This window comes from Thauera sp. (genome assembly GCF_047601425.1).
In the GTDB taxonomy this organism is placed as follows: domain Bacteria; phylum Pseudomonadota; class Gammaproteobacteria; order Burkholderiales; family Rhodocyclaceae; genus Thauera.
The window spans coordinates 1-15382 of record NZ_JASGJL010000001.1 but is presented as its reverse complement, the minus strand read 5'-3'; the positions used below and the strand labels follow the sequence as shown (position 1 = coordinate 15382).

The window sequence follows — 15382 nt, the reverse complement described above, 5'->3', positions numbered from 1 at the left end:
GGAGACCAGCATGTCCGCCCCGCACCCGCTCAATCAAGCTGTCATCGCCCAGGCGCTCTACGACCTGCGCAACGGCCAACTGCGCCGCTGCAAGGCGATGGGCTTCAGCGAGGCCGAGCTGGATGCGCTCAAGCATCCCGCCATGGTGAGCGTGCTGGCCAACGCCAATGTCTCGTGGTGTTCCGTGTCCGTGAACCGCGAGGTGCTTCGGCGTCTGCTCTCGCAGGCGCAGGACGTGGAGAAGGAAATAGCGACCGTCGATCGCATGTTGCGCCTGGGGGCCAGCACGGAGATGGTCAGTCGCTTCTACGGCTTGACCCATCAGGAAGTCGCCCTGCGCCGTGAGGTGCTGGGCCTGCCCAAGCGCAAGGGGCGTCACCCTGTCCTGGACGAGAAGCAGGACGTCGAACTGTGGCGGCGCTGGAAAGCCATCACCAGCAGCAGGAATGTGGACCTGGAGGACGAGACCTCGATTCTCGACGCGGCCATGGACCTCGCCGAAGGCATGGATTTACCGCTGTCGGTGGTCTGGGCCGCGATCAAGTCGTGGGTCGATCAGGGATTGGGTTGAGCCATGGCCGTGGACGACACCGCACCACGCCATGGCCCCGTCGCACTCGCTGACCTGTTCGACGCGGCGCTGAAAGACCTTGCGCCCAGGCCCAGCCCACCCACGCCCACCCCCGCGCGCATGCCTATACCTGCGCCGTCACCTGCGACACCGGCCGCGTCCGGCGATGCGTTCCTCTTCAGCGGCAACCGGCATGAGACCGTACCGCGGCGGCTGTTCCACGACCGCCGCCTGACGCCGCTGGAGCGCAACGCCTGGCAGGTGTTCCGGCTGATGCTCAACGACGACGGCGTGACCGCATTCCCCACCTATGAGCAGTTGCGGCCCTGGCTGGCCTCGATGCCCTGCGCCGGGCAGGCCTCGCACGAAACCGTGGCGCGAGCCCTGACGCTGCTGCGGCTGACCCGATGGCTAAGCCTGGTGCGGCGACGGCGCGACGCCAAGACCGGCCGCATCCTCGGCAACCTCTATGTCCTGCACGACGAGCCGCTGACCCCCTTTGAAGCGATGCAGCTCGACCCAGACTACTTGCAACTCGTCAGCCAGGCGCTCGGCCATTCGGCCAAAGCCGTGCAGATCGTGGGCCTGCACACCCTCAAGGAAATTGGCGAAGACCCGATGCTGGCCGGGCGCACCCTGCCGTCGAGGCTGCAAGTCCTGGCCGAGCGCCTCGCCAGCCAGGGCGTCGGGGCGCACGAAGGTTATCCACAGGAGGATGCCACACACGAATCCGAAGAAGGGACGACGAGCCTTCTTCGGAATCCCGATGACCCCACTTCGGAATCCGAAGCAGGGTCGAAACCCGCGCCAGACGCCTCTCTTCGGAATCCGAAGCAGGCCCGTACAGTACGTAGTAGTCGTATTAATGAAGTACGTACTACCGCGCAAGCACAGGCGCAGGCGCGCGCGCTGGGCGACCTGCAATGGCCCAAACGCTTCGCGGAACTGAAGGCAGAGCAGCAAACAGGTGCGCGGGTGGCATTGCAGCAGGTCGATGCCGCGCTGAGGCAGGCCGTGCTGGACGAATGGGCCGCACGATGCAGCAGCCACAGCATCCGCAATCCTGCGGGGTATCTGTTCGGCATCATCCAGCGGGCCATCCATGGCGAATTCAACGCCTGGGCCAAGAAAGACGCGCCATCGGCACACGCTCCGCCGAATGAGCAGCCACCACCAGCACCGCCACCATCCCAGCCGCAGGGCAAGCCGGTGCCGCCAGAAGTCGCCAGGCAGCACATCGAGCGGCTGCGCAACCTGCTCGCCAGCAAGTGAGCGGGCCTGCAAGGCGGTGAAGTGGATGCCAGTGGCTTCCAGTAGAGCTATCCCCAGGGGATAGTTCCACTGACGGCTACACGTCGAACCGCTGCACACCAAGCCCCGATCGCCTGCGGCGGGATCGGCCTTGTCCGCGCTTGATCCGGGCGCGCAGCGTTCCTTGGCGCTCCATGGAACTATCCCCTGGGGATAGTTCCACTGACAGCTACGACGTCGAACCGCTGCACGCCAGGCCTCGATCGCCTGCCGCGGGATCGGCCCTGTCCACGCTGATCCAGGCGTGCAGCGTTCCTTGGTGCTCCATGGCGCTATCCCCAGGGGATAGCTCGCGACGCATTCGACCGCCGCGCCCTGAACCGGGGACGGGCGGGTTTCGGTTTGTTGACTGACTGCCTTCCGCCACCTGCCGAAGCTGTCCGCTCTTTTCCAACAACGAGCGGACACCATGGCAACCACCAACGAACCCCTGCAACTGAATCTCGGCTCCCTGCGCAGCGCGATGTCGCTGACGCTGCACACGCACCACGCCTCGCGCATCTGGCACGGCCGCGCCGCCGCCGAGGGGCGACCGGGCATCGTCGGCCTGAACGGCTACATCGCCCAGATGAACAAGATGCGGCGCGGCTCGGAGCAGGACGACCCGTACAGCGACTTCTGGATGCTGCGCATCGAGGACAAGCTCGACCAGACCAAGGCCACGCTGCAATCGCTGCGCGAACAGGTGGACCAGGCTCTCGCGAGCGTGCCGCCGGCACTCACCCTGGGCGAAAACCTCAACGTGCAGCCCGTCAAGCTGCCGCTGTTCGTCAATGCGCAGCTCGGCTTTGCCGCCGTGTACCTGCTCGCCGACTACGACGACATCGCCCGCAAGCTGATCCTCGCGCACCACACCGCGCTGATCGACCGCTCGACGCTCGAACGCTGGCTCAACGAAGGTGCGCATGCGCTGCGCAGTCTTTTCAGCCTGGCGCAGCAGTACCGCTACTCGGGCTGCACCCGCGACGACTTCGCCGCGAAGAATGCCGCAGCGCGGGCAGCACTGGAGAAGTTCGGCGAGCTGCCGCAGGACGTGCTGGAAGGCGCGCGCCGCTCGAAGTTCGCGCCGCCCATCGTGCGCCGTAGCCTGCAGCAGCGCGGTGACGGTCCTGCCGCAGCACCATCCGCCAGTGACGAAGCCGCCGCCACCGAGGCTCCCGAAACGACGGCCGGCGAGGACGAGCAGGCATGAGCGACCCGAATCGCGAAACCCGCTACTTCCACCCGCTGCAACAGACCGCCTTCATGCGACTGGAACACGCAGGCTCTCAAAAAGGCCTTTTAAGGCCTTTTAAGGGTAAAGGGGACTTGGAGGCCTGGGCCAGCCAGTGCTTCGCCATGCGCGACGAGTTGATTGGCTTGGCGCAGCGACAGGTGCTGCCACAGGCCGTCGGGCATCCCTTCCACCTGCTGCCCATCGAGCTGGCCCAGCAGACCACTGGCGCAGGCACGACGTTTCTGCGCTGGCGCAAGCACGACAGGTCAGCCATGGGCGTCGCCCTGTGGCAGGAGCTGATGGCGAGCACCAGCACGCCGGTCAACCTGCTGGCCGACCTGCACGCGATCGAGCTTCAGCGCATCACGCTGAACATGCAGATCAGCCTGTTGCACACCTTGGGCAGGCAGGCCCAGGAGTGCGCCAGCAAGGCCGCCGAGGCGGAAGACGCCTACCTGCGCCGGCTCAAGTCCACGCCACCCGCCATGCGTGATCGGTGATCGCGCCAGGCATCCCAGCACGCGCCCGCCGCCGACCAGGTGCGGGTATTTCAACCACCACGGAGATTGCAACATGAGCACGCATTTTTCTGGCGAGGGCAACATCGGTTCGCCCCCCGAGTACCGGGAGTTCCCCAACGGCAACGATGAGCCCAGCCGCCTTCTGCGCCTGAACGTCTATTTCGACAACCCCATTCCCAAGAAGGATGGCACCTTCGAGGATCGCGGCGGCTTCTGGGCGCCGGTGGAAATCTGGCACCGCGACGCCGCGCACTGGAAGGACCTCTACCAGAAGGGCATGCGCGTGCTGGTCGTCGGCCGCATGGAGCGCGAACCCTGGACGGACAACGAGGATCAGCCGCGCGAGACCTGGCAGATCAACGCGCGCAGCGTCGGCATCCTGCCGTTCCGCATCGAGTCCGTGGCCCTCAGCCCCAGGCAGCAGGAGACCGTGCAGGACACGCAGCCGAAGCCCCAGGCCGCCCAGGAACCGACCGCACCGAAGGAGCCGAAGCGCAGGAAGTGACCCGGCATGGGGCGACGGCCGACGTTCGTCGCCCCATGTCCTCGCGAGCTATCCCCAGGGGATAGCTCCATCAACGTCCACCGGCTTCCACGCGCTCCCGAAAACCGCGGCTCCCGAACCGCACCCTCTCGGCCGCACGCCGCTCCCGTCCCCGCCATTCCATCCCGTGAAAGTGGTCGCCACCGCATGCGGCTTGTTTGCTGCTGCCCCAGGTGGTGCTCGGCATCCTCGATTCCAGCAACTCAATGAACCACGGAATTCGGATGGACGGACATGCGGCTGTTTTTGTGCGAGAAGCCCTCCCAGGGCAAAGACATTGGCCGGATTCTCGGCGCGACGCAGCGCGGTGAAGGCTGTCTCAGCGGCTCCGGCGTCACCGTTACCTGGTGCATCGGCCATCTCGTAGAAGCGGCAGCTCCCGAGGTCTATGACGCGGCGCTCAAGCGCTGGTCGCTGGAGCAGTTGCCCATTGTTCCGCAGCAGTGGCGGGTCGAGGTCAAACCCAAGACCGCCACGCAATTCAAGATCGTCAAGGCGCTTCTGGCGAAGGCGACCCATCTGGTCATCGCCACCGATGCCGACCGTGAGGGCGAGCTGATCGCCCGCGAGATCATCGACCTGTGCGGCTACCGCGGCCCCATCGAGCGGCTATGGCTGTCGGCGCTCAACGATGCGTCGATCCGCACCGCGCTCGGCAAGTTGCGGCCCTCATCCGACACGCTGCCGATGTACTACTCGGCGCTTGCGCGCTCACGCGCCGACTGGCTCGTGGGCATGAACCTCAGCCGGTTGTTCACGGTGCTCGGGCGTCAGGCCGGCTACGATGGCGTGCTGTCCGTCGGTCGCGTCCAGACGCCGACCTTGAAGCTCGTCGTGGACCGCGACCGCGAGATCGCGGCCTTCAAGTCGGTGCCGTTCTGGGCCATCGACGTGTCCCTGTCCGCGGGCGGTCAGGCTTTCAGCGCGCAGTGGGTTCCGCCAGATGGCTGCACCGACGACGCCGGCCGCTGCCTGCAGCAGCCTATCGCCCAGCAGGCCGCGCAGCAGATCCGCGCTGCGGGCAGCGCCCAGGTCGTATTGGTCGAGACCGAGCGCGTGCGCGAAGGTCCGCCGCTGCTGTTCGACCTGGGAACGCTTCAGGAGGTTTGTTCCAAGCAGCTTGGACTGGATGTGCAGGAGACGCTGGAGATCGCCCAGGCCCTGTATGAGACCCATAAAGCCACCACGTACCCGCGTTCCGATTCGGGCTACCTGCCCGAAAGCATGTTCGCCGAGGTGCCGACTGTTCTGGACAGCCTGCTCAAGACCGACCCCTCGCTGCGCCCGATCATGGGCCAGCTCGACCGCTCGCAGCGCTCGCGCGCCTGGAACGACGGCAAGGTGACGGCCCACCACGGCATCATCCCGACGCTCGAACCCGCGAATCTCTCTGCGATGAGCGAGAAGGAGCTGGCGGTGTACCGCCTGATTCGCGCGCATTACCTCGCGCAGTTCCTCCCTCACCACGAGTTCGACCGCACTGTCGCCGAGCTGTCCTGCGGCCAGCAGAAGCTGGTGGCCACCGGAAAGCAGGTGGTCGTCAAGGGCTGGCGCCTGGTGCTGGCCGAGCCGCAAGCGGACGAGGACGGGGAAACCACCGCGCGCAGCCAGGTACTCCCCGCGCTGCGCGAGGGCCTGGCATGCCAAGTGGCCGAGGCCGAAGTCAAGGCGCTCAAGACGCTGCCTCCGAAGCCCTACACCCAGGGCGAACTGGTCAAGTCGATGAAAGGCGTGGCGCGCTTCGTGACCGACCCGCGCCTGAAGCAGAAGTTGAAGGACACGACGGGCATTGGCACCGAAGCCACGCGCGCCAACATCATCACCGGCCTGCTGACGCGGGGCTATCTCGTGAAGAAAGGACGCTCCATTCGCGCATCGGATGCGGCATTCACGCTGATCGACGCTGTGCCCGCGGCGATTGCCGACCCCGGAACCACCGCCGTGTGGGAACAGGCGCTCGACATGATCGAGGCCGGACAACTCACCCTGGACGTGTTCATCGGCAAGCAGGCCGCATGGATTTCGCAACTGATCGCGCAGTACGGCAGCACCTCGCTGTCCATCAAGGTTCCCCAGGGGCCTGCTTGCCCGCAGTGCGGCGCACCGACGCGCCAGCGCACCGGCAAGACCGGCCCCTTCTGGTCGTGCAGTCGCTACCCCGACTGCAAAGGCACGCTGCCGGTCGATTCCGGCGCGTCCAAGCGCGGTGCCTCGCGCCCGCGCAGTAGCGGCCGCAAAGGCTCTTGACCGACCCCGTTCCCCGAGAGCCGTGCCCGCCATCGGCGGCGTGGCCCATGTCCCGCACGCCCTGCGGGACGCCCAGCGCGCAACGCCTTCTCCTGTCCGTGTGCGCGTCCCGCCCGGCCGTCCCCGGCCGCGGGGCCTGAAGGTAGCTTCTCCGCGAACCATGTCCGGGGTTTCCCGGCGCGTTCTGCTGATCTGCATTTTTCCGCCTCTGCGAAGGGTCCCCCGATGGCTTGCCAGGCTGCGCGAGCCACCCGGAGACCCTTTGTGGTCAGCGGTATTCGATGCCGTGCCCAACGGCGAAAAACTGGGCTCCTTTTGTGCGCGGATGTGCGCCAGAAGATGCCGGCGCCAACCACGACATGCGCCGGGTGCGATTGCTTGATGAGCAGACGGTTCTAGCGACGACCGGGCCTGCCAATCAGCCCACGGGTGGTTCCGTCCTCCCGAGCCGAAGGCCGCAAGGCCTTCGGCGCCTTTCTCCTGCCGATCAACGTCCCGGCCCGCCCTGGGCCACACGAACAGGAGACCCGACATGAACCCGCAACCTCGCACCCCACGCGGTGCGCCCCAGGCCGCGCCACTGCTGTACGGCAGCGTGTGCAGCGGCATCGAGGCCGTGAGCCTCGCCTGGCAACCCCTCGGCCTCGAAGCCGCGTGGTTCGCCGAAATCGAGCCGTTCCCGAGCGCCGTGCTCGCCCACCGCTATCCCCGCGTGCCCAACCTGGGCGACATGACCGCGATCGCCGGCCAGGTGCGCGCCGGCACCGTGCCGGCGCCCGACATCCTGGTCGGCGGCACGCCGTGCCAGTCGTTCAGCGTGGCCGGTGCGCGCCGTGGGCTGGATGACCCGCGCGGAGCCCTTTCCCTTGCCTATGTGGAGCTTGCCAATGCCATCGACCAAACCCGCCAACAAGACCGCCGCCCGGCGGCCACGCTCGTCTGGGAAAACGTCCCCGGCGTCCTCAACGACCGCAGCAATGCCTTCGGGCATTTCCTGGGGGCACTGGCCGGAGAAAGCCGTGCGCTCCAGCCGCCAGGGGATCGGTGGGCGCACGCTGGTTGTGTGTCTGGACCCCGCCGCCGCATCGCCTGGCGCGTGCTCGACGCTCAATATTTCGGTGTCGCCCAACGCCGCAAGCGCGTGTTTCTTGTGGCAAGTGGTGGAGATGACCTCGATCCCGCCGAAGTACTTTTTGAGCGCGCAGGCCTGCTCGGGGATTCTTGTGCGGGCCGCGCGCCGTGGCAAGAAGCTGCCCGCGATGCTGGACCGGGTGCTGAAGCAGCAGGCGCATGCGCAGGACTTGCAGGATTCGCAGGACTGAAGCAGCCCTACGGCAAGGTCACCACGACGTTCGGGTTCAGCGGCGGCACCGGCCCCGTCGATGTGGCCGCATGCCTGATGGCCGCAGGCCCCAAGCACGACATCCGCACCGAGACGTTCATGGTGCAGTCGGTCGCCGGCAGCATCGCCCACACCCTCGACACCGCCAACAACGGCAAGGGCAGCAGCGAGGACGGCACCGGCAAGGGCGTTCCGATCATCGCCTTCACCGCCCAGGGCAGCGGCGCGGATGCCACGCTCGACCTGACGCCGACGCTGCGCGCTGGCGGCCATCGCAGCAGCCATGCGAACGCGGGTGTCGTGCCCGCCATCGCCTTCGCGCAGAACAACCGCGGTGAAGTGCGCTTCGAGTCGGGCCATGGACAGGTGGCTTGCACCGTCCTGTCCAACGGCAAGCCGGGCTACGGGGTGCCGATGGTGGCCTGCGTGTCCCTGCGCGGCCGTGAGCAGGGTCTTGCCGCCGAGCTGGGCGGCAGCGTAGCGGCCGCACTGCGCACCAGCGGCGGCGGCGCGGACAAGCCCCATGTGCTGGCCCCCGACTTCGAGGCGCATTTCCGCTACGACTGGAACGACCCTGGCCCCGGCGACTGGTCGCATTGGCGGGTGCGGCGGTTGATGCCCGTGGAGTGCGAGCGGCTGCAAGGCATGCCCGACGACTACACGCTGATCCCGTACCGCGGCAAGCCCGCCGCGGATGCGCCGCGCTACAAAGCCATCGGCAACTCCATGGCAGTCCCGTGCATGGCATGGCTGGGGCAGCGGCTCGTGCAGTGCCTGCACAAGGCGGGCTCGACCGCTTCGGATTGATCGGCGACGCAGCCTGCGGGCTGCGCCATTCTCCCCCCTGCATTGCCGACGTATCGGCAGCAGCCCGCAGCCAGGGTGTCAAGGCTGCCGCGGGTTCCACCCGCGCCACCCGCCAGTTCGCCTCGGCATCTCACCGGCGAACGCTGCCCACCGGGGCATCGATGCCTCTTTTTCCTCCAACCCACGGGATGGCTGCCACGTCCCGTCAGGGGCATGTCGCCACCCGGTCGATTTCAGGACTTCCCATGGACAACATCACCAAGCAAGACCGCATCACGCTGAAGAACCTCAAAGTGGCCGACTTCGCTAGCGAGGAAACGATGTGCTTCAGCGCCACCGTCGTGTTCGACGGCGCTCCCATCGCCGAGGCCCGCAACGACGGCCACGGCGGCTCGACTTTCCTCCACGCGCTCAACGGCAAGGCGCCGCTGCTGGCGCAGGCCGAAGCCTTCGCCAAGGGCCTGCCGCCTGCGCCGCTCGACCTCGGCCAGGAGGGCGAAGACCCTCACTACATCGACATGACGCTCGACTTCCTGGTCGATGAGCTGGCTGACGCCATGCACGCGGAACGCAAGGTGCGAGCCGCGTTCAACCGCGACATCGGCAACAAGGTGCTGTTCATCAAGGACGGCAAATTGCTGTTCATCAAGGGCATCAAGCTCAAGGCCATCGCCGACCGCAAGGCGTACTTCGCTTCGCTGCGCGCTCGGCAGGCCCGGCCCATCGTCATCCTCGCCGAGCTTGCGCCCGAGCAGGCATTCGACCTGTGGAAGCAGCATGTGCTGGGCGACAAGGCCGACTGACCCAGCACCATCGCACCCTCCTGACAGCCCTGCACTCGTGCGGGGCTTTTTCTTTTCCCCGTGCCCATCAATCGGGGCTGGGCCGGATGCCGTTTTCCAACTGACGCGGCACGGCCCGCGCACGAAGCTGCCCGCATGTTCGCTGATTCGTCAGCACATGCCAGCAGCCAGGGTTCCAGGCTGCCGCGGGTCTCTCCCGCGTTGCCCGCCAGTCCGCATCGCATCAATTCCGCGGACGCGCGTCCTCGTGACGCTGATGCTTTTTATCAACCGCGTGCGGGAGCTGCCATCCCGTGAGGGACGAGGCCCCGCTTTTCCAAGGAGCCCGTCCATGTCCCAGCAAGCCTCTTTCGGCCAAACCTTCGGGCAATTGGCCTCGACCTACTGCGGCAAGTTCCTGCCGCTCGAAGTCCTGCAAAGCGCCGCCGGCCACTACATCGGCACGCGCGATACCGAAGGCCCCGTTTCGCGGGAATCCCGCGAGTACTTCCGCAGCTATGCCGCGGCTCAACGTGCCCTCGAAAGAGGCGGCTGGTCCCAGCTCGCCATTCCCTGATCCAACTGGAGGAATCACGTCATGAACCAACTTCTTCCGCGGGAAGTCGTCGATCAGATCATGCGGGAAGAGCAGCATTTCGCTGCCGCGCCCCAAGCCTTTTTCGAGGCCTGGAAGCGCGGTGTCGAGATCGCTGGCCCCGAATGGTTCGGCGACGGCACCCGCGAAGGTCTGAACCAGGCCAAGAGCAAGTGGGATCTGCGTCCCAACATGCTGCAGCTCAACGATGCCCTCGGCGTCCTGAGCAGCGGGGAACGCATGTTCCTGTCCGCCATGGTCAGCTTCTACAACGCGCGCGAGGGCGGTGCCATGCTCAAGCGCTGCCACTTCAACGGACTGTCGGACTTCGACGGTCTCGATCTGCAACGCCGCAAGGTCATCGCCGACCTGCTGGTGAACTACAACGGCTGGTGAGCCGGTCGCCGGCGCACCACTGCTTTTCGTTCCCCCCCGAGAGGGACATGCGCCCACAAGGCCATGTCCCTCAATTTCTTCTTCATCACCCTGCGGATGCCATCGTCCGCATGGGCTGGCTCCGCTTTCTCGAAAGGAGCCACCATGGCGAACAACTACTACGAAGGCACGGGCGTTCTCGTGCTGGAGCGTGTTACCCCCGTCATCAAGGCGCTGTTCGGCGCCTTCGCGCTGGACGATGGCCATCCCGGCAACGGGCAGGCCTACATCGCTCAGATCGCCGAGACCAATGATCCACGCTGGACGGATGTGCTGGACGGCCTGGAAGGCCTGGCCACACAACTCGGCATCCCCATGCCCGACGACGAAGAACTGGCGATTCCGCCTCTGCTCGAACGGCTGGCCGCGCACTTCGGTGCCGAGCAGGACGCGGAGCTGGAGAACTTGATCGAACACCACAAGTTCGAGGACAGCGCCGACCTGGAAGCCTTGCTTCTGATCGCCTCCTGCTTCGATGACGGCCATCACCTGAGCGCCATCCAGTTCGAGGGCTGCTGGTATTGCAGCAAGCCGAGGCTGTTCGAGTTCGGCGGCGACGGCTGCTACCTGAGCCGCGAGGTGCAGGTCTTCAGAACGTCCTCGCAGGCGCTCCAACTCGGCGACCAACTGCGCAAGACGATCCTGGCCGCCGACATCGAAGAGGCCTCGGCATTGATCGCTCTGGAGGCCGCCAACCTGCTCGCAGGCATCAACGACGAGCAGTTCCGCCTGAACGTGCGCCGTCGCGTCGCCGACCAACTGGCCCAGATGCCAACGATCAGCGCCGCCTGACGCATTTTCCATTTTCAACCCACCGGGTCCAATTCCCGGTGGCGGGAATTGGCTCCATTATTCAATCTGGAGAGTTCCCATGTCCCAGAAACCCAATCCCTTTCTCCGTGGCTACTGGAATCTGAAAATCGTCCGCACGCTGTCCATCAGCTACGAGGACGGAAGCCCGCATGTCTGGCGAAGCATCCACGCGAGCCAAGAGCACCTCTCCGACGAGGAACTGGTTTCATCGTCCTGCATCGTCGCCAGCGATTTCGCCGTGGTCTGCAATGGCCCCGAAGGCGTGAGCGCCGACGTACTGGCTGAATGCGATGCCGGTGAAGGCGTCAGCGGCGAAGGCGTGATCGGAGCCGTGGTCTATGCCATCCATGGCGAGGACTTCGACGGCCGCCCAGTCCACGTCGGTGATGCCTATTCGGCCGAGGCCGCGCGGGAGGTGGTGCAGCGCCTGACTTTCGAGACCGGCTACTACAGCCGGTGCTGGGAGATCAGCCGTGAGCACATCACGGTCGATACCTGGCACTACCTCGCCGACCTGGCGGACATCGCCACGCCGGAGGCCATGCTGTTCATCGCCTTCCGGGTGCCGTACAGCCCGGCGATCGGCGTCAAGCTGATCTCCACGCCCTGGACGGACCAGAACCTGGAGCACGCCGAGAACATCACCGCCGAGCAGCTTCGGCAGGAGCATCGGAACAAGGGCATGCCGGACGACTTGGCAAACATCCTTGACCTGGCTGGCCAGGCCGATGTGCGCATCCTGATCCTCGACGCCGACGCACCTGCGCTGCTGGGCCTGCCACTGGCCGAGTCCTAGCAGCCGCGCGACGCGCCAGCCTTCCTCTTTGTCCCCCATGCCAGCCCGTCTCCCCGCCAGGAGTCGGGCTGGTCCATTTTCATAGGAGCAACCTCATGTTCCCCGATCTCATTTCGCGCGCACCCGACTTCGAGCACCAACTCGGGGCCTGCGTCACCGCCATGGGCCAGGACGACGCCATCGGCCAGATCCTGGTATTCGAGCGCACGCACGGCACGCTGCACATGCGCCATATCGCCAGCGCCGACCTGGCAGACACCGACATCGACGACTACGAAATGGTCGTGTTCGACGGTGGTAACACCAGCGGCGACGCGTGGAAGCATGTCTTCTTCCCGCGTCAGCGCGAGCACTACTTCGTGTACGAAGCCTGACCCAACCAGCCCCTTTCGAGGGGCTTTTTCTTGCCCGCAGCGCCGGAAACCGGGTGCGGCGCAGTGCCGTTTCATGCGGGTGGGTAGCCCGGTCCAGGGCCATCCTTGCCACATGTTCGTCGGCGTTGCCGACACATGCCCAGGCAGCCGAGACCTTCAAGGCTGCACGCGCGGGAAACCGCGCTGGTCGTTTCTTCCTACGGACGCGCCGCGTCCATCCACCCACAAGGGACCTCTCCCTTGCGGGCGGGGAATCCCTTGTTCTTCTTCAAGGAGATTCCCATGGATCGCTCTCTCATCAAAACTCTGATGCCTTCGCTTGTCGCAGGCCATGTGCCCCGCAACGTGCGCACCTACAGCTACCGCGTGTACGACGGCCTGCCGCAACCCTCGTCACTGGGATTCGCGTTCGATCCCCAGCCTTTCGACGGCAAGGTGGTCGCGGCCAACGACGACGCCATCGTCGTCAAGCTCAAGCCCAGCGAATTCGCGGTGCTCGATCCCCACCTGGTGTCCACCGTTCCCAGCGAAGGTGCCAAGGTGCATGTTCAACCGTATGCCCGCCGTCGTTTCGATGGCCTGCGCGCGGACACCCCGGAAGTGATCACCGAGAAAACTTCGGACGGCGTTCCCTACACCGTCACGAGGCACATCCTCGGTTCCGCGCCTGCCAAGCTGCCCATCCCCGAGCCGCAGTGCATGGAACTGGGGCAGCTCATCCAGCAACTGGAGGAAATGCCGGCACCCGATGGGTTCCGGCGCATCACCCACATGCTGGTCGATGCGGGTGCCCGCGACTTCACCTGGGTCGATCCGAAGCCGTCCAAGATCATCGAAACGCCGCCGGCGATCAGCTTCACGGTCTCGACCGCGAAGTTCGAGGGCCGGGTGACGATCCTGTACGACCGCGCAGGCGACACCTACGTGGTGGAACTGCATCGCGACGGCGAACTGGTCGATCGGCACGACGAGGTGTATTTCGACATGCTCGGTGAAGTGTTGGAGCGGCTTATCGACGACGGGCGCTGGCGCCTGATCGACGTGAGCGTGATCGACGCCAAGGCCACCCGGCGACGCCAGGCGGTTGCGGCATGACGTCCGAGGCAAATGACTGCTGGGTGGTGTATTCGCCCAACGAGTCGGCCACCAGCGACAGCGCCGGTTTCTGGTCCAACGAGTTCGGCTGGGTCCAGTTCGACCAGGCGACACGCTTCTCGCTCGAAGAGGCCTTGGACGCAGAGATTCCGGTCGCAGTCGGTCGGGATGCGCGCTTCGTCCCGTGGCAGAAAGCCCGGCAGCACTACGGCTGAGTCCGCAGCCTACCGGCGACTTGCCCCGCAGGCCTTCCATCCGTTCGGGTGGAGGGCCTTTTTCTTCAGGAGATTTCAACCATGTCACTGCGATTCAAAGGCTGCGACCTGCGCCCCGTGCTGGCCGAGGCCGTCGCCAACCAATGCCGCGTCGTCCTCGCCAAGGACCAGGGCGTGTACTTCCTCGCCGAGCAGGGAGAGCGCCGTCCCGATGGCCGCGTGAAGCTGCTGGCCTATGCCGTCGGCTGCAACCCGGATACCGACCCGTTTGACGACTGGTGGAAGCTGGCGCGCGCCGAGCTGGGCGGCGACGACTTCGGCGAGTTCTTCGATCCGAAGGAAGGCGTCTTCGCGCGCATCCTGCACGGCACGGACGATCTGCTGCTGTCCGCCACCACGACGCACCTGTCGTTGGAGGTGGTGCCATCGGCGTAGCGTGGCTACTCCCGTCCCCTCACGGCCCCCTTCATGGGGGCTTTCTTTTCTCCACACCGCGGCCGTTGCTGCGTGTGCGCATTCGTCTCCGGCCGCCTTGGCCCGCCTCGTCGGCATGCCCGCCGACATGCCCACGGAGACGACCGCATGCACGACCCGTTCAAGATCACCCAACCGACCTGCATCAGCTTCTCGGGCGGGCGCACCAGCGCTTACATGCTCTGGCGCGTGTGTTGCAGGCCAATGGCGGCCTGCCTGCCGACACCGTGGTCTGCTTCGCCAACACCGGCAAGGAAGTGGAAGCGACCTTGCGCTTCGTGCGCGACTGCGCCGAGCACTGGCAGGTGCCGATCCACTGGCTGGAATACCTGTCCATCGAGCCGGGCTTCACGCTGCTGGACTTCGACCGGGCCAGCCGCCAGGGCGAGCCGTTCGAGGTGCTCGATCCGCAAGCGCCAGTACCTACCCCTTATCCCGTCGCGCGCGGCTGCACGACCAGCCTGAAGATTCGCCCGATGCACCGCTACTTGCGGCATCTGGGCTGGACGGACTGGGACCAGATGATCGGCATCCGCGCCGACGAGCAGCGCCGCGTCGCCAAGATTCGCGCGCGCGGCCATTCCACCGAATCGACCCACGAGACCATGTGCATGCCGCTGGCGGACGCCGGCGTCACCGTGCGCGACGTGGGCGCCTTCTGGCAGGCGCAGCCGTTCGACCTCGACCTGCTGACGGTGAATGGGCGCACGCTCGAAGGCAACTGCGACCTGTGTTTCCTGAACCGGCGCCGGCAGCGCCTGGCCCTCATCAAGGCCCGGCCCGAGGCCGCCGTGTGGTGGATTCGCATGGAGTCGCTGAACTTGGCGAGCAAGCCCAGCGGCGCCCGGTTCCGCTCCGACGGCCCCAGCTACGCCGACCTGGCACGCTTCGCCGCCGACCAGGGTGACCTGTTGAACGCACCGAGGAATGATCGCCTGCTCTGTGGCAATTGACGGACATCTGCAGGCCATCGACCTTGCCATCGCTGCAACTGCTGCCGGTGTCCTTGCGCTGTGCGAATGCCTTCGCGGACAGGAGCACCATCACCGCCACCCGCCAGGTCAGAGCGCGAAGTTCGCCTTGGCGGTCACGCTGTCCGGCAGGGACGGCATCTGCGGCGTGGCCATCGTCGGTCGCCCGGTCGCCCGCCACCTGGACGATGGCCGGACCCTCGAAGTCATCCCGGCTCTGCACCGATGGCGCACCGAACGCGGCAGCAAGCTCTACGGCGCGGCCTGGAAGGC

Annotated in this window: 18 protein-coding genes; all 18 read left to right on the top strand. The window is 66.1% G+C overall.

Annotation, left to right across the window (positions count from 1 at the left end):
* Positions 1 to 10 precede the first annotated feature (10 nt).
* Complete coding sequence (locus QM748_RS00090) at positions 11 to 571, top strand: DUF2857 domain-containing protein (RefSeq protein ID WP_021205172.1); 561 nt, start codon at positions 11 to 13, stop codon at positions 569 to 571.
* 3 nt (positions 572 to 574) lie between these two features.
* Positions 575 to 1843, top strand: a complete 1269-nt coding sequence (locus tag QM748_RS00085) for an STY4528 family pathogenicity island replication protein (RefSeq protein WP_415245071.1) — start codon at positions 575 to 577, stop codon at positions 1841 to 1843.
* 448 nt (positions 1844 to 2291) lie between these two features.
* A complete protein-coding gene (locus QM748_RS00080; RefSeq protein WP_415245070.1) occupies positions 2292 to 3074 on the top strand; it encodes a PFL_4669 family integrating conjugative element protein in 783 nt (260 codons plus the stop codon).
* Positions 3071 to 3598 (top strand): DUF3158 family protein, encoded by a 528-nt coding sequence (locus QM748_RS00075; protein ID WP_415245069.1) that lies wholly within the window; start codon positions 3071 to 3073, stop codon positions 3596 to 3598. Before QM748_RS00080 ends, QM748_RS00075 begins: the two co-directional genes overlap by 4 nt.
* Before the next feature lie 73 nt (positions 3599 to 3671).
* Positions 3672 to 4124 carry a single-stranded DNA-binding protein gene (locus QM748_RS00070; RefSeq protein WP_415245068.1) on the top strand — a complete coding sequence of 151 codons (453 nt, stop codon included), beginning with the start codon at positions 3672 to 3674 and terminating at the stop codon, positions 4122 to 4124.
* Positions 4125 to 4397: 273 nt separating this feature from the next.
* Positions 4398 to 6410: a DNA topoisomerase III gene (locus tag QM748_RS00065; protein ID WP_415245067.1), complete on the top strand. Its 2013-nt coding sequence runs from the start codon at positions 4398 to 4400 to the stop codon at positions 6408 to 6410.
* 532 nt (positions 6411 to 6942) lie between these two features.
* Entirely contained in the window at positions 6943 to 8559 is a 1617-nt protein-coding gene (locus QM748_RS00060) for a DNA cytosine methyltransferase (protein WP_415245066.1), read from the top strand.
* Positions 8560 to 8804: 245 nt separating this feature from the next.
* Positions 8805 to 9362: a hypothetical protein gene (locus QM748_RS00055; RefSeq protein WP_415245065.1), complete on the top strand. Its 558-nt coding sequence runs from the start codon at positions 8805 to 8807 to the stop codon at positions 9360 to 9362.
* Between the two features lie 331 nt (positions 9363 to 9693).
* Positions 9694 to 9918: a hypothetical protein gene (locus QM748_RS00050; protein ID WP_058489327.1), complete on the top strand. Its 225-nt coding sequence runs from the start codon at positions 9694 to 9696 to the stop codon at positions 9916 to 9918.
* A gap of 21 nt (positions 9919 to 9939) precedes the next feature.
* On the top strand, positions 9940 to 10332 hold the full coding sequence (locus QM748_RS00045; protein ID WP_003290188.1) for a hypothetical protein: 393 nt from the start codon (positions 9940 to 9942) through the stop codon (positions 10330 to 10332).
* 144 nt (positions 10333 to 10476) lie between these two features.
* Positions 10477 to 11163 carry a hypothetical protein gene (locus QM748_RS00040; RefSeq protein WP_415245064.1) on the top strand — a complete coding sequence of 229 codons (687 nt, stop codon included), beginning with the start codon at positions 10477 to 10479 and terminating at the stop codon, positions 11161 to 11163.
* 79 nt (positions 11164 to 11242) lie between these two features.
* Positions 11243 to 11980: an ABC transporter substrate-binding protein gene (locus tag QM748_RS00035; protein ID WP_415245063.1), complete on the top strand. Its 738-nt coding sequence runs from the start codon at positions 11243 to 11245 to the stop codon at positions 11978 to 11980.
* A 95-nt stretch (positions 11981 to 12075) separates the two neighbouring features.
* A complete protein-coding gene (locus QM748_RS00030; RefSeq protein WP_415245062.1) occupies positions 12076 to 12354 on the top strand; it encodes a uridylate kinase in 279 nt (92 codons plus the stop codon).
* Between the two features lie 282 nt (positions 12355 to 12636).
* Positions 12637 to 13449 carry a GTPase gene (locus QM748_RS00025; protein ID WP_415245061.1) on the top strand — a complete coding sequence of 271 codons (813 nt, stop codon included), beginning with the start codon at positions 12637 to 12639 and terminating at the stop codon, positions 13447 to 13449.
* The gene (locus tag QM748_RS00020) at positions 13446 to 13664 is read left to right on the top strand and encodes a hypothetical protein (RefSeq protein WP_415245060.1); all 219 of its coding nucleotides are present in this window, start codon (positions 13446 to 13448) and stop codon (positions 13662 to 13664) included. Before QM748_RS00025 ends, QM748_RS00020 begins: the two co-directional genes overlap by 4 nt.
* 81 nt (positions 13665 to 13745) lie before the next feature.
* Positions 13746 to 14099, top strand: a complete 354-nt coding sequence (locus QM748_RS00015; RefSeq protein WP_415245059.1) for a DUF3085 domain-containing protein — start codon at positions 13746 to 13748, stop codon at positions 14097 to 14099.
* Between the two features lie 233 nt (positions 14100 to 14332).
* Positions 14333 to 15091, top strand: coding sequence for a Nin-like protein (locus tag QM748_RS00010; RefSeq protein WP_415245058.1), 759 nt, complete (start codon positions 14333 to 14335; stop codon positions 15089 to 15091).
* Positions 15081 to 15382 (top strand): XF1762 family protein (locus QM748_RS00005; RefSeq protein ID WP_415245057.1); only part of this gene is annotated, 302 nt, incomplete at its 3' end. The genes QM748_RS00010 and QM748_RS00005, both read left to right, overlap by 11 nt.

What these genes read in the sequence shown, in the direction of transcription:
- QM748_RS00090 (WP_021205172.1), top strand. Translation starts at nt 11, where the DNA reads ATGTCCGCCCCGCACCCGCTCAATCAAGCTGTCATCGCCCAGGCGCTC.
- QM748_RS00085 (WP_415245071.1), top strand. Translation starts at nt 575, where the DNA reads ATGGCCGTGGACGACACCGCACCACGCCATGGCCCCGTCGCACTCGCT.
- QM748_RS00080 (WP_415245070.1), top strand. Translation starts at nt 2,292, where the DNA reads ATGGCAACCACCAACGAACCCCTGCAACTGAATCTCGGCTCCCTGCGC.
- QM748_RS00075 (WP_415245069.1), top strand. Translation starts at nt 3,071, where the DNA reads ATGAGCGACCCGAATCGCGAAACCCGCTACTTCCACCCGCTGCAACAG.
- QM748_RS00070 (WP_415245068.1), top strand. Translation starts at nt 3,672, where the DNA reads ATGAGCACGCATTTTTCTGGCGAGGGCAACATCGGTTCGCCCCCCGAG.
- QM748_RS00065 (WP_415245067.1), top strand. Translation starts at nt 4,398, where the DNA reads ATGCGGCTGTTTTTGTGCGAGAAGCCCTCCCAGGGCAAAGACATTGGC.
- QM748_RS00060 (WP_415245066.1), top strand. Translation starts at nt 6,943, where the DNA reads ATGAACCCGCAACCTCGCACCCCACGCGGTGCGCCCCAGGCCGCGCCA.
- QM748_RS00055 (WP_415245065.1), top strand. Translation starts at nt 8,805, where the DNA reads ATGGACAACATCACCAAGCAAGACCGCATCACGCTGAAGAACCTCAAA.
- QM748_RS00050 (WP_058489327.1), top strand. Translation starts at nt 9,694, where the DNA reads ATGTCCCAGCAAGCCTCTTTCGGCCAAACCTTCGGGCAATTGGCCTCG.
- QM748_RS00045 (WP_003290188.1), top strand. Translation starts at nt 9,940, where the DNA reads ATGAACCAACTTCTTCCGCGGGAAGTCGTCGATCAGATCATGCGGGAA.
- QM748_RS00040 (WP_415245064.1), top strand. Translation starts at nt 10,477, where the DNA reads ATGGCGAACAACTACTACGAAGGCACGGGCGTTCTCGTGCTGGAGCGT.
- QM748_RS00035 (WP_415245063.1), top strand. Translation starts at nt 11,243, where the DNA reads ATGTCCCAGAAACCCAATCCCTTTCTCCGTGGCTACTGGAATCTGAAA.
- QM748_RS00030 (WP_415245062.1), top strand. Translation starts at nt 12,076, where the DNA reads ATGTTCCCCGATCTCATTTCGCGCGCACCCGACTTCGAGCACCAACTC.
- QM748_RS00025 (WP_415245061.1), top strand. Translation starts at nt 12,637, where the DNA reads ATGGATCGCTCTCTCATCAAAACTCTGATGCCTTCGCTTGTCGCAGGC.
- QM748_RS00020 (WP_415245060.1), top strand. Translation starts at nt 13,446, where the DNA reads ATGACGTCCGAGGCAAATGACTGCTGGGTGGTGTATTCGCCCAACGAG.
- QM748_RS00015 (WP_415245059.1), top strand. Translation starts at nt 13,746, where the DNA reads ATGTCACTGCGATTCAAAGGCTGCGACCTGCGCCCCGTGCTGGCCGAG.